At 38.8% G+C, this 13,115-nt stretch carries 11 protein-coding genes; 5 read left to right on the forward strand and 6 right to left on the reverse strand.

Annotated features, from left to right (window positions below; translation table 11 throughout):
• The 3 genes from dnaA (at nucleotide 1) to EZY12_00015 (ending at nucleotide 3,258) form a co-directional block, all read left to right on the forward strand.
• A complete protein-coding gene (dnaA, locus tag EZY12_00005; protein QSX68151.1) occupies nucleotides 1-1,377 on the forward strand; it encodes a chromosomal replication initiator protein DnaA in 1,377 nt (458 codons plus the stop codon).
• A 285-nt stretch (nucleotides 1,378-1,662) separates the two neighbouring features.
• Nucleotides 1,663-2,094 carry a nucleoside deaminase gene (locus EZY12_00010; protein ID QSX68152.1) on the forward strand — a complete coding sequence of 144 codons (432 nt, stop codon included), beginning with the start codon at nucleotides 1,663-1,665 and terminating at the stop codon, nucleotides 2,092-2,094.
• 525 nt (nucleotides 2,095-2,619) lie between these two features.
• Nucleotides 2,620-3,258: a transaldolase gene (locus EZY12_00015; protein ID QSX68153.1), complete on the forward strand. Its 639-nt coding sequence runs from the start codon at nucleotides 2,620-2,622 to the stop codon at nucleotides 3,256-3,258.
• A 676-nt stretch (nucleotides 3,259-3,934) separates the two neighbouring features.
• Here the strand turns inward: EZY12_00015 and EZY12_00020 are convergent.
• Both EZY12_00020 and EZY12_00025 read right to left on the reverse strand, forming a co-directional pair.
• Nucleotides 3,935-4,426: a hypothetical protein gene (locus EZY12_00020; GenBank protein ID QSX68154.1), complete on the reverse strand. Its 492-nt coding sequence runs from the start codon at nucleotides 4,424-4,426 to the stop codon at nucleotides 3,935-3,937.
• Between the two features lie 140 nt (nucleotides 4,427-4,566).
• A complete protein-coding gene (locus EZY12_00025) occupies nucleotides 4,567-5,280 on the reverse strand; it encodes a rubrerythrin family protein (GenBank protein QSX68155.1) in 714 nt (237 codons plus the stop codon).
• A 67-nt stretch (nucleotides 5,281-5,347) separates the two neighbouring features.
• Here EZY12_00025 and EZY12_00030 point away from each other — a divergent pair, with 67 nt between their 5' ends.
• Entirely contained in the window at nucleotides 5,348-6,733 is a 1,386-nt protein-coding gene (locus tag EZY12_00030) for an aldehyde dehydrogenase (protein ID QSX68156.1), read from the forward strand.
• Nucleotides 6,734-6,905: 172 nt separating this feature from the next.
• On the opposite strand, the gene EZY12_00035 is transcribed toward EZY12_00030, so the two are convergent.
• Both EZY12_00035 and EZY12_00040 read right to left on the reverse strand, forming a co-directional pair.
• Nucleotides 6,906-7,082 carry a 50S ribosomal protein L32 gene (locus EZY12_00035; GenBank protein ID QSX68157.1) on the reverse strand — a complete coding sequence of 59 codons (177 nt, stop codon included), beginning with the start codon at nucleotides 7,080-7,082 and terminating at the stop codon, nucleotides 6,906-6,908.
• A gap of 88 nt (nucleotides 7,083-7,170) precedes the next feature.
• The gene (locus EZY12_00040) at nucleotides 7,171-7,668 is read right to left on the reverse strand and encodes a hypothetical protein (GenBank protein QSX68158.1); all 498 of its coding nucleotides are present in this window, start codon (nucleotides 7,666-7,668) and stop codon (nucleotides 7,171-7,173) included.
• Between the two features lie 319 nt (nucleotides 7,669-7,987).
• Between EZY12_00040 and EZY12_00045 the strand changes: the two genes are divergently transcribed.
• Nucleotides 7,988-9,835, forward strand: coding sequence for a caspase family protein (locus EZY12_00045; GenBank protein ID QSX70454.1), 1,848 nt, complete (start codon nucleotides 7,988-7,990; stop codon nucleotides 9,833-9,835).
• An 83-nt stretch (nucleotides 9,836-9,918) separates the two neighbouring features.
• Here the strand turns inward: EZY12_00045 and EZY12_00050 are convergent, their stop codons facing one another.
• A complete protein-coding gene (locus EZY12_00050) occupies nucleotides 9,919-10,296 on the reverse strand; it encodes a Mo-dependent nitrogenase C-terminal domain-containing protein (GenBank protein QSX68159.1) in 378 nt (125 codons plus the stop codon).
• 912 nt (nucleotides 10,297-11,208) lie between these two features.
• Complete coding sequence (locus EZY12_00055; GenBank protein QSX68160.1) at nucleotides 11,209-12,975, reverse strand: ribonuclease J; 1,767 nt, start codon at nucleotides 12,973-12,975, stop codon at nucleotides 11,209-11,211.
• Between the last annotated feature and the right edge of the window lie 140 nt (nucleotides 12,976-13,115).

Consider the following 13,115-nt stretch of genomic DNA (forward strand, 5'->3'; position numbering starts at 1 on the left):
ATGGAAATTCCCATAGATGGTTTGTGGAATCGTGTATTAGAGCGTTTACAGTTAGAGTTAGCTCCTCCTACCTTTGAAACTTGGATTAAGACAGCTAAAGCACAGCAACTAGAAAACAACTGCTTGGTAATATATGCTCCTAATCCTTTTGCTCGCAATTGGCTTCAGAAGTATTACATTCATACTATTGCTAATGTAGTCCAAGATATTGTGGGTTATCCAATAGAAATTTATATTACTGTAGTTGAAGATGAGGAAGTTTCTTCTTTGGGGAAACAGGAACTGGGGGGAAATTTACCAGCAATAAATCATATTTTGGCAAATGCCACTATAAATAACCAAAAAACTTCAGATTTAAATTCTAAATATGTTTTTTCTCGGTTCGTTGTTGGTGCTAATAATCGCATGGCTCATGCGGCTTCCTTAGCTGTGGCAGAATATCCAGGGAGGGAATTTAATCCGTTGTTTTTATGTGGTGGTGTGGGTTTGGGGAAAACTCACTTAATGCAAGCGATTGGTAATTATCGCTGGGAAATCTGTCCTAATTCTAAGATATTTTATGTGTCTACGGAGCAGTTTACCAATGATTTAATTACTGCAATTCGTCAAGATAGTATGCAAAGTTTCCGAGAACATTATCGGGCTGCTGATATGTTGTTAGTTGATGATATTCAATTTTTGGAGGGGAAAGAATATACTCAAGAAGAATTTTTTCATACTTTTAATACTTTACATGAGGCGGGTAAGCAAGTTGTAATTGCTTCAGATCGTCCTCCTAATCAAATTCCCAGTTTGCAAGAGCGGCTCTGTTCACGGTTTTCTATGGGGCTAATTGCGGATATTCAAACGCCTGATTTAGAAACAAGAATGGCGATTTTGCAGAAAAAAGCTGAGTATGAAAATATTCGCTTACCACGGGAAGTGGTTGAATATATTGCCACTAATTGTACTTCTAATATTCGTGAGTTGGAAGGAGCGTTAATTCGGGCTTTGGCTTATATTTCTATTTGGGGTTTACCTATGACTGTGGAAAATCTGGCCCCGATTTTAGGGACTCCTAGCCAGAAAATAGAAACGACTCCAGAGATAATTTTAAAGATAGTCGCAGATGCTTTGAATGTTTCTATTGAAGACTTAAAGAGTAATTCCCGTCGTCGAGAAATTAGTTGGGCTAGACAAATAGGAATGTATTTAATGCGACAGCTTACAAATTTGAGTTTACCGAAAATAGGTGAGGAGTTTGGTGGTAAAGACCATACAACAGTGATGTATAGTTGTGAGAAAATTACCCAGTTACGAGAGAGTGATCAGAGTTTAATTCAAACTTTACACCAATTGAGCGATCGCATTCAAATGGCCACTCGTTCGCAAAAATAGAATTAATTTCCTTGATGTTTTCCACAACCAAGAAACTAATTTATGAAATTAAAATCTCTCCTATTCAGTCTAAATTTTAAGATAAATATCATAAATGATTAATTTTTATTTAAGATTGCGGTAAAAATCCAACTTTTTGCAGAAAATCTGGGGAAAAATTGATTTTATTATTTGTCAGTTTTATGAAGTATTGTTATTTTGTAAAAATTGAGGATAGGTTTTCCACAGCTTTTCCACAGGCAAACATTTATATTAGTTGTTTTTTTATATCAGGAGCATTGACAAATGGACGAATTTATGAATGCGGCAATTTTGGAAGCTCAACAGGGTAGACAAGAAGGGGGAATTCCTATTGGTTCTGTTTTGGTGAAGGATGGTAAAATTGTCGGCAGAGGACACAATAAGCGCGTACAAGATGCTGATCCTGTTACTCATGCGGAAATTGATTGCCTCCGTAATGCGGGCAGAATTGGTAATTATAGAGGCACAACACTATACTCAACACTAATGCCGTGCTATTTGTGTGCTGGTGCTGTAGTCCAGTTTGGCATCAAAAAAGTAATTGCTGGAGAATCAAAAACTTTTCCTGGTGCTAAGGAGTTTATGGTATCTCATGGTGTGGAAGTCATAGATTTAAATTTAGATGAATGTGAACAATTGATGAGTGATTTTATTGCCACTAACCCGGAACTATGGAATGAAGATATCGGTAAATGAAGTTTGGATGTAATTTGATTAATCTGCTGATCATGAGGACAACTTTTCTGATTTTTGGAGAATAAGAAAAATAAATAATGGCAATTATCTTCTTCAGTTATAGTAAGTAAGTGAACAAAAAAACAAAGGTGTGTAAAGATACAGCGGTTCTTGATTGAGTGAGTTACATGAACCCCACCCCCAACCCCCTCCCCGCTCTTCGAGAGGGGGCTATGATGTACCTCATAACAGCGGGAAGTGCTGTAACATCGCTGTTGAGAAGTTTAGGCATTATGGAAAAAGTGCAAAAGCCAAGGTTTATATATGTTTTTTCTTCCTAAATATCGCTCATGAGAATGGCAACATCTTAAACTAGATTTTACATACCTTTAAATTTTTCTGTTCACCTACTTACAGCGGTTTGCGCTCTTATGAGGTACATCTTAGCCCCCTCCCCGCAAGCGGGGAGGGGGTAGGGGGTGGGGTTCATGTACCTCATAACATCGGGAAGTGCTGTAATCTTCATAAGTTCTTACGAGGATAAATATGGCACTTTACTTAGATTCAGCTATTACCGCAGAAGCCGAGATCGTTAAAAAATGGGGTTGGGTAAAAGGTATCACCACCAACCCCACATTATTAGCGCAAGCTAACACCCCAGCAGAAACCACCCTGAAAACATTAGTTTCCTTAACTTCAGGCCCGGTATATTATCAACTCCTCGCTTCAGAACAAGAGAAAATGATAGCTGAAGGTAGAAAAGCTTTTCAAATAATTGGTTCTCAAACCATCTTGAAAATACCCGCCACACCCCTAGGATTTGAGGTAGTAGCCATACTATCAGCAGAAATCACCTGTTCCGTTACTGGTATTTATAGCCCCACACAAGCTGCAATTGCCAAGGAAGCGGGGGCAAAAATCGCCATAGCTTATGTGAATCGTGCTGAACGCTTATTAGGAGACGGTATTGCCTTGGTACGAGATATGGCCATCATTCTCAAGGGCAGTGATGTGGAAATTTTAGCAGCTAGTATCAAGTCACCAGCGGAAGCAGCCGCGTCTCTTCAAGCCGGTGCGAATCATCTCACCTTACCTTTACCAATGTTGACAGCCATAGCCACCCATGAATTTTCTGATCAAACCGTGATTGATTTTGCGACTGGAGGAATTGGTTTAACAATTTAACTTGATAGCCAAAAATCCTAGATAGAGAATACAGTTAGTGAATCAATGAAGGGTTTCACCCCTCATCCTTAAAACCTTGATTTTGCATGATCAAAGTATGATAAAATCGGTTTTATAGTCGTAAATTAAATGCCTTGAAAACCTGTAAGATTAAGTCATATTAGGGATGATGGGTGTGACCCCCTATTAATTATTCCCGGAAAATATAGATTAAAAAACTGTTAGATATGAACAAATAAAAAATTTTAAAAGAAATGCCAAATTGGCAACCATGATGAAACGAACCAGGATAAATTATATAAAGACAAGGGCAAACAAGAGAGCGGTTAAGAGGCTGAATCAATTAACTTCACCCTCTTGTAGAGGTTGTCTCAGAATTAAATAGAATTAGTATTTGCTGCATAGGAATACCTGCTAAGTATAGACGTTATCGTTAACCTGCAAATTACCCCCCTAATTAGCGGTTTTCGTCTGTATTAATAAAATTCCTAATCGCTTCAGCAGCAAATGGTAGAGTGGGAGAGAAAGGCGCTTGGTAATGCCTCCTCCCACTCTCTTTTTTTTGGGTACTAGGAGTCACCGAGTCAGTAGGGGCGTATAGCAATACGCCCGTACTGAACCACCTATCCCTGACGGGACCGGAGGGATATAGGAGCGTTCGCGGAGCATTAATTCATTAATTTTCTTGGAGAAATATAATGTAATCAACTATTTGTTGTTTACAATTAAACAGGGTAGTATCATAATAAGTCAAGCGAAGAGATTTGCCGGAATTTAAAACTATTACAATCCAGTAAAACTGATTCTCTATTTGGATATTTTTCCCAAATCTATTTTTTAAGTTAAAGGCAGAATTACGGGATTTAATCAGTGCAGTTTCAATTTCATCTAGGGGTAATTCAATCACTCCATGAGAAAATAAATTCCGTTGTTGTAAGGTAATGCGACGACGTGAAGAATTAAAACTAATTGTTAATACTTCATGACAATTATCAATATCTAAAACTAAAAGACTAATAAATACACCGATAAATAAACAAAAACAAGCTGATGGCCAGTTAGCAAACAAACTGAAGAATATAGCCATAATTGGCGCAACTGAATGATACAGGATGTTTTCTTGGGAATATTCTTCCAGTCTGTATATTTTTCTGATTTTTGGCAGCATATTTGTCCTAACTACAGCAATCCCTCTTCCATGTTTTATACATTATCGTAAGAAGAGGGATCATCAGTAGTTAAACGGCAACTTTCTCCTCAAGGGGTTTAAAAGTTTTCTTGGTTGCACCGCAAAGGGATCATCAGTAGTTAAGCGGCAACTTTCTCCTCAAGGGGTTTAAAAGTTTTCTTGGTTGCACCGCAAATCGGACAACTCCAATCGTCAGGAATATCTGCAAAGGCTGTACCTGGGGCAATTCCTGAATCAGGATCACCTGTAACAGGATCATAAATCATACTGCATTGTCTACAAACCCATTTTTGAGTTTGCGGATCTTCACCCGCAACTCTGGTGACTGCCTCTCCACCATTTAATACTTCTAAAGCTTCAGTGTAGCGATCTGCGTGATAATTTTCAATGAATTTGAGCAATCCAAACCGATGGGCTGCGGTGCGAAATGTGTTAGCGTGATCACTAGATTCTTGAGCTTGTTTGAGAAATTCTTCGGCTGCGGGATCATCTCGATCATTGGCAGCAGCAGCAGCAAATTCAGGATACATTGTAGTGTATTCATAGGTTTCACCTTCTATCGCTAAAGATAAACAACGAGAGATAATTTCCCGTTTTTGTTCATCAGTTAAAACTGCTGCATCTTTCACTACAAGTTCTGGATGTAATAACTCAAAATGGGCAAAAGCGTGTTCAGTTTCTTGATCTGCTGTTTCTTTAAAAAGTTTCGCTAAATCGGAAAACCCTAGTTTACGTGCTACCGCTGCAAAAAATAGGTATTTGCGATTTGCCATTGATTCCCCACCAAAGGCTGATTCTAGATTTTGTAGTGTACTAAAATTGGACAAATCCATAATTTGTGAATGCTAATGAGAGGTTAATATATAATATTAAACCACAGACTTTAAGCTTTGGTTAACAATGATTACTAACGAATTATCAAAATGCGCCGAGATTATTGCCAAACAACGGCAATTTTTTCAAACTGGTAAAACTAAGGATGTTACCTTTCGGATTGCCCAACTCAAAATACTAAAACAATTAGTAATTGAGAATAAGGAACTAATTATCCAGGCATTAAAAGCAGATTTACATAAACCAGAATTTGAAACTTACGCTACAGAAATTGGTGTGACTAAAGAAATTGATTATGCCCTCAAGCATATCAATAATTGGACAAAACCAAAAAAAGCCGCCGTTCCCTTAAACTTGTTTCCCTATTCGGCAAAGATATATCCAGAACCGTTAGGAGTAGTCTTAATTATTGGCCCTTGGAATTATCCCTTTCAGTTAATTATCTCACCTTTGGTTGGGGCGATCGCTTCGGGAAATTGTACCATTATTAAACCTTCGGAACTTGCGCCTCATACTTCCAATTTAATCACAGAACTTATTCATAAATACTTTTCTTCAGAATATATTGCAGTCGTCCCTGGAGCAGTAGAAACTAGTCAACAGCTATTAGCAGAAAAATTTGATCACATCTTTTTCACTGGTGGTACAGCCATTGGTAAAATCGTTATGGAAGCTGCTGCAAAACACCTGACTCCAGTTACTTTGGAATTAGGAGGAAAAAGTCCTTGTATCATTGATACAGATATTAATTTAGAACATACTGCCAAACGCATTACTTGGGGAAAATTTATTAATGCTGGACAAACTTGTATAGCTCCTGATTATCTTTTGGTAGATCAAAAAATCAAACCAGATTTAGTAAATGCTTTGCAAAAATGTTTAAAAGAATTTTATGGTGAAAATTCAGCTATAAGTCCAGATTATGCCAGAATTATTCATCAAAAGCATTTTGACAGATTAACTAATTTTCTCAAATGTGGTGAGGTTATTATTGGTGGAGAAACTAACCCGGAAGAACTTTATATTGCTCCCACTCTTCTGAAAAATGTTTCTTTAACAGATACTGTTATGCAGGAGGAGATTTTTGGGCCAATTTTACCAATCATTGAATATACAGATATCAATGAAGCTATTACCTTAATTAACTCTAGACCAAAACCCCTGGCTTTATATTTATTTTCCCAAAACAAAAACTTGCAAAAACGCATTTTACAGGAAACATCATCTGGGGGAATATGTATTAATGACACCGTAATGCAGGTTGGTGTTTCTTCCTTACCATTTGGGGGTGTGGGTGATAGTGGGATAGGTAGCTATCACGGTCAAGCTAGTTTTGACACTTTTTCCCATTATAAAAGTGTTTTGCAAAACTCATTTCCCTGGGATATAAATTGGCGATACGCACCCTATCAGGGTAAATTATCGCTTTTGAAAAAAATCCTTGGCATTTAAGATATTAGGAGTCAGGAGTCAGAATGAATTTTGTACGAATAATGTATGGATAATCGGGCTTAATACCACCACCAAATCGTAGATTCGGTGGTATTCAATCAGTCCTGCGTCAGAATCCTCCACTGATTGATTCTGACTCCTGATTCCTGACTCCTGACTCCTGAATTCTTCTTCAAGATTCTTCTGTTTGTTCTTCCTCAGTCGTCGGATAGACGAAGTTAGAACGACCACTTAAAATGGATTTACCGAGGGAGATAGCTTTTCGCGCTTCAACAACAGCCTTATGTCTCCAGGTAGCGCGGCGTTTATCTCGTTTAGATTTTGATGTTTTCTTCTTAGGAACAGCCATGACAGCGGTATATCGTAATTCTTGACAACCTTCCTATTCTAAGCGATCAATTGACATTATGGAACTATCAAAAGAACTGTTATCCAAATTATCGCTGATTAGAGGCTGGCGTTGTAGCTGCTGCTGGAGTGGTGGTCAACTGTTGGTCAAATAACAGTAAAAAGCGGGCTGTTTTGAAATAAGTTGTCCAACTTTGGGGATCGGGGCGTTCTTTCCATTGAGGACGACTGACATCTAATGATAAGATTGGTGCTATCGCTCCCTGATTTTGTGCTGAAATAATGACAGATACTTCTGTTACTAAAATATCTTGGTCAAAGCTCCGTTGAGTTGTAGCTCTAGCAGCAGCTTCTGCCCTTCTCAGCACTGTTTCATAGTTTTCCTCTGGTAAACGGTCTATCAGTACATCTACTCTGGCAGTGTAAGCTTGCACAATTTGCGGAGCGATCGCTTCCGTTGTTAACCATAAAGGAACTGCTAGTAATAGCCAAATTCCACTCTGAAAAATCCAGATTTTTTTGCTAATTTGGCTCATAAATGCCAAGGGGATCACTGAAAATGGTTGTTTTGTATAAATTCTGAACATAAACTTGTAGCTCCTGAGTAATCGATCATGGAAATCGAGTGCAAGTATTTTACGATTATTTATGTTGTATAAACTACAACTAATTTCAGCAATAAGTGAACGTTAACTAAACTATAAGAGAACTCCACAAAAAAAATAATCCAATCTTCTGGGATGGGCATCCTGCCTGTCCTTGTATTATTAGCAGGCAAGATGCCTGCACCATAAGATAATTTAGGATATTGTTTTATTTGGAAGTCTCTAAAAAATAAGTTAGCTTTGTGGTTAACGCCCCATGCTAACAGCAATTTCAGGCAAACAACAACCGACAAAGAGCGGGATGGTAAATTACTGGGCGATCGCCATCGGCATTAATCAATATCAATTATTTCAACCTCTCAGTTGCGCTCAAGCCGATGCCGAGGCAATCAGAGACTTTCTATTGTCACAAGCAGGGTTTTTACCCGAAAAATGCCTGTTAATGACAAACACTTCACCCCCCATAGGAGAACAATCCTCCTATCCAACAAAAGAAAATATTCTCTCGTTGATAGAAGGATTAGCAGCCACATTTTGGCAGCCAGAAGACTGTTTGTGGTTGTTCTTTAGTGGCTATGGAGTTAACTACAAAGAACAAGATTATTTAATGCCAGTCGCAGGAAATCCTGATCAAGTTCCCGAAACTGGTATAGAAGTGCGATCGCTCATGCAGAGTCTCCAAGTTACCGGACTCAATATCTTACTCATCTTTGATATTAACCGCGCTTTTGGGACTCAAGCAGATGCACCCGTAGGCCAAGAAATCATTGAATTAGCTCAAGAACTGCAAATGGGGGCAATTATTTCTTGTCAACCCGAAGAATTTGCCCATGAAAGCACAGAATTAGGTCACGGTTTCTTCACAGCAGCATTATTAGAAGCTTTGGGTTCGGGAAAAGGATACAACTTCTCCGATTTAGCCGCTTATCTGAGTTATCTTACCCCTAAACTTTGTCAACACCACTGGCGGCCGGTGCAAAACCCTATCACTGTGATTCCCTCGACCCAGCCAGTTATTCTCCCCACGTTGACATTAGATGAAAACTCAGCAGCACTAATTTTCCCAGCCGAAAGTTTTGCTGTTAACCGTACCTTACCCCCTCAAGAAAATAGCGCCTCTAGCAATACAGACAAAGCTTGGTGGAGAGAAAATGCCTCAGTCAAGACTACTTTAAGCCCGATCACAATTGAGAAACATTTAGCACTCCCGACAGTCTCAGTGTCAGTTGTTGAAAGCAATCACACCTTAGCGACTTCCCCACAATCTCAGTCAAAAGGTAGATTTATTCCCAATCTCACCACAGCCGGCACCTATCCTTCAGATCAGTCTGAGCCACCAATTTGGCAGCAATTTATGATTTGGGGCGGCGGTACTATGGTGGTAGTAGGTTTAATTGCCACATTTTTACTCCGTAATCCCGACAGTTTTCGGTTTAAAAATTTATCAAAAACAGTATCTATTAATAGGACTAGCAAATTTCAATTTCCCCAAATATTTCCTATTCCTCAAAATCCTAGTAATGCTAAAATTAGTTTAAATACAGACTCTAATAAACGTAATCAAGCGATTTTAGAGCTAAAAAAAATGTCTCTTGTCCCTACTCAACCTAGTCATTTAAGTATTGCGATCGCTAAAACTCAGAGAATTCCACCGGACGCACCACTATACGCCAAATCTCAGGAAAATATTCAGGTTTGGTGTCAAATGATTTTAGAGTTAGCACAGGCACAAGCTAAACAAAGAAAATATGAAACTGCTATAGCAACTACTCAGTTAATTACCAAAAAAGAGCCACTTTATTCTCAAGCTCAAACAGCTATTCAAAAATTGCAACTAGAAGCCAAGCAGTATACAAGTAATAAAACTCTCTTAGATGCAGCTAAAGCTTTAATAATTCCTGAACAAGCATCTACCTATAATCGCGCTATCGAAGTTGCTAAAAAAATCCCAAAAGGACAACCTGGGTTTGAAATTGCCCAAACATCAATTAATCAATGGAGTGAAAAAATTTTAAATTTAGCTAAAATCCGTGCCACTCAAGGAGATTTTAGCGCCGCTATCGCCACCGCTACATTAGTCCCAAAAATAACGATTGCTTATGAAGATGCCCAGGATGCTATCCAAAAATGGCAACTTCAAAAGAATTAGTCAGTAGGGGCGCAGGGCCTGCGCCCAGTTATTCGCCCAGTTATTAATCAGTTGTAAAATTTTTCACTCTTATCTATTACCCATTAGCAATACTGGGAAATATCTTCGCCACAGGTATCAGCCAGATAACACATCGCTCTAAATCGCAAACCTACTACTTCTTCGTATAAAGGATTAAGTTTACACATTGGGGGAATGTGAAATAGTGTTTTACCAAAAACTTTGACATCACGCTCAAATGGACACTGAGCCGGAATGTATTTACACAGGCGATGAGCTAATTGGCGATCGCTTACTTGGATGTTATCTAGCCAATTTCGGAAAGGGCGCAAAAAATTCCAAAAAGGCTTGATTGCCACATAGTGCAGCGGAGTAATATCAGCTTCACTAGCTTCCACTTGATGTAAACAAATCCAACTTGTTAAGAAAATATTTTTCTTGATATTTTTAGATACTTTCACGGTAATTCCTCTTCTTTTATGAGGGTATTCACCTTATTGATGAATATATAATATGACAAGAACCTGAACAAAAAAACAGTATGATTACGGGAATTATGTAAAAGTTGTAATTAACTGCTTCCTATGATTGAATCTATATGTTAATACGTCACTCAGATCCCAATTTCCCAAAAAACAATACTTGATTTATTCAATCTCACTACTAACGTAACACAGTTAAAATTGTAGTGAGGACATCTGCCTTTAGACATGATTTCTCTTAACTGCAACAAAACTTATTATAGCAATAATTACCAATAATTGAGATTAATAAAAATATTCGCAAATAGCTAAATCTAGACCGTGATTTTGACTAAACTTGCCATTTATAGTGCTTTTATCTTTAACCTATCCAGGTTTAGTCCTCTCGGCTGGCTTTCTCAATGACACCATAACCCTAATATTTACACCCCTTACCTTAAGTCTAACTCTATCTTTAGGCTTAAATCCCATTGCCTACTTATTGTCCGTAGCAGGTGCGACTAACATTGGTTCTGTAGTCATACATAGATCTCTAGTAAAAGAGTAGTCAAACCTTATTCTTAGAGACTTCCACACAAAAAATATCCCAAATTCTTTTGTGGTGCAGGCATCTTGCCTGCTAATAATATCATGAGGGGCCAGATGCTCATCCCACAAGATTGGATAATCTTTTTTTATGGAGTCCTCTTAGAGACTTCCAAACAAAAACGCAAAGAAGCTAAAAAACAACTTTGCGTTTTTGTGCCTTTGCGTGAGCTAATCTTTAGAGAACTACACAAAAAAGATTATCCAATGTTGTAGGATGGGCATCTGGTTCCCTCCTGATATTATTAGCGGGCAAGATGCCCGCACCACAAGAAATTTTGGGATATTTTTTTAATTGGAAGTCTCTTAAGAAGCTACAGCAGTAGAACGAGTGCGTCGTCTTCTCCCATCAGAAACCTTCACAGCAGGTTCTTCAGGGATTTGCATTAACAGAGTCAAAGCAGGTTGACATTGCAACTCTCTCCGCATTGAACGCGCCAACTCCCGCTCTAAAGTTTCCTGCAATCCACCCCAATCTGTATCTGCTGGCTGTCCTTCGAGGGGAGAAAACTCAGTCCAACGAACGCCGAGAATTTCTTCAATGCGTTGTTGTACCCATTTTTGCAAGAGCGATCGCTCGATACTTGTCACCACACCTTGCATATGAAGTTCTGGTTTAGCCATTAACTTACCACTCCAATCAATAGCAGCAGCAATAGTTACAGTTCCTTCAGAAGCCATGCGTTGGCGTTCTTCTAATACCTTAGAACTAACCATGCCAGAACTAGAAGTATCCACCAATTCAATTCCAGATGCCACTTTCCCAGCCACGCGGATAGAAGTTTCTGTCAACTCTATGACATCCCCATTTTGGATAATGATCATATTTTCCGCTGGGATGCCCATACTTTGAGCAGTTTCCGAATGTTTGACTAACATCCGATGTTCACCGTGAAATGGCACAAAGAACTTAGGACGAGTTAAGGCAATCATCAGCTTTTGATCTTCCTGACAGCCATGTCCAGAAACGTGAATCCCTTTATCTCGTCCATAGACCACTTTTGCCCCTTGAATCATCAATTTATCAATGGTATTAACCACTGCAATTGTGTTACCAGGAATGGGGTTAGCGGAGAATAGAACCGTATCTCCTTTGCGAATTTTGATATGGGGGTGTTCTTTGTTGGCAATTCTTGTCATTGCTGCCATTCTTTCACCCTGAGAGCCAGTGGTTAAAATCAACACTCTCTCATCTGGCATTCCCCGAACAGTATGCAACGGTTGGAAAAGGCTATCTTCACACTTGATATAGCCTAAATTTCGGGCATGGGCGATTAAATTCAACATGGAACGCCCTACAATCGTCACAACACGATTATGTTTTCTTGCTAGTTGCAAAATCATGTTAATGCGATGGACGCTGGAAGAAAAGGTTGTGACAAATAAGCGTCCAGTAGCGTGAGAAAATTCTCGGTCAAGGTTGGGAAAAACAGACCGTTCGGAAGGTGTAAATCCTGGCAATTCTGCGTTAGTGGAATCACTCAATAAGCAAAGTACGCCTTTTTCGCCATGTTCTGCTAAACGTTGCAAGTCAAACTTTTCACCATCCACGGGAGTATGATCAATTTTAAAATCTCCGGTGTGGATAACTACGCCTAGTGGTGTATGAATAGCAACAGTGAAACTATCAGCAATAGAGTGGGTATTGCGGATATATTCGGCAAAGAAATGTTTACCAATTCTCACCATATCACGGGGGAGAACTGTTCTTAATTCTGTGCGATCTCTTACTCCTGCTTCTTCCAATTTACCCTCTAGCATCGCCATTGCTAGTCTTGGTCCATGAATCACCGGAATATCAAATTGCTTCAAGTGAAAAGCAATCCCACCAATATGATCTTCGTGACCATGAGTGACGATCATGCCTTTGATTTTGTGCTTATTTTCCCGCAGATAAGTCGTATCAGGTAATACAATATTTACCCCGTGCATTGCTTCTGTAGGAAAGGCTAATCCTGCATCTAAGAGGATAATTTCGTCCTCATACTCGAAAACACAAGTATTTTTACCTATTTCGTGTAAGCCGCCTAAAGGGATAATTTTGAGAGCGGAATTAGCTTCGTTTTTAACCATGTTCTCCTGGAGATTGTTGTGAATCAGTTGATAGTTTGGTTTCTTGTATCAAAGAAATGACCAAATTTATATTTAAATTCAGCTTCTATAAAGTCCTATTTAATTTCGTTTACATCAAACTGAATGATTTTTATATTGTT

It is taken from the genome of Dolichospermum sp. DET69, from assembly GCA_017355425.1.
In the GTDB taxonomy this organism is placed as follows: Bacteria; Cyanobacteriota; Cyanobacteriia; order Cyanobacteriales; family Nostocaceae; genus Dolichospermum.

Coding starts and splice junctions, on each gene's coding strand:
- dnaA (QSX68151.1), top strand. CDS start 1: ATGGAAATTCCCATAGATGGTTTGTGGAATCGTGTATTAGAGCGTTTA.
- EZY12_00010 (QSX68152.1), top strand. CDS start 1,663: ATGGACGAATTTATGAATGCGGCAATTTTGGAAGCTCAACAGGGTAGA.
- EZY12_00015 (QSX68153.1), top strand. CDS start 2,620: ATGGCACTTTACTTAGATTCAGCTATTACCGCAGAAGCCGAGATCGTT.
- EZY12_00020 (QSX68154.1), bottom strand. CDS start 4,426: ATGCTGCCAAAAATCAGAAAAATATACAGACTGGAAGAATATTCCCAA.
- EZY12_00025 (QSX68155.1), bottom strand. CDS start 5,280: ATGGATTTGTCCAATTTTAGTACACTACAAAATCTAGAATCAGCCTTT.
- EZY12_00030 (QSX68156.1), top strand. CDS start 5,348: ATGATTACTAACGAATTATCAAAATGCGCCGAGATTATTGCCAAACAA.
- EZY12_00035 (QSX68157.1), bottom strand. CDS start 7,082: ATGGCTGTTCCTAAGAAGAAAACATCAAAATCTAAACGAGATAAACGC.
- EZY12_00040 (QSX68158.1), bottom strand. CDS start 7,668: ATGTTCAGAATTTATACAAAACAACCATTTTCAGTGATCCCCTTGGCA.
- EZY12_00045 (QSX70454.1), top strand. CDS start 7,988: ATGGTAAATTACTGGGCGATCGCCATCGGCATTAATCAATATCAATTA.
- EZY12_00055 (QSX68160.1), bottom strand. CDS start 12,975: ATGGTTAAAAACGAAGCTAATTCCGCTCTCAAAATTATCCCTTTAGGC.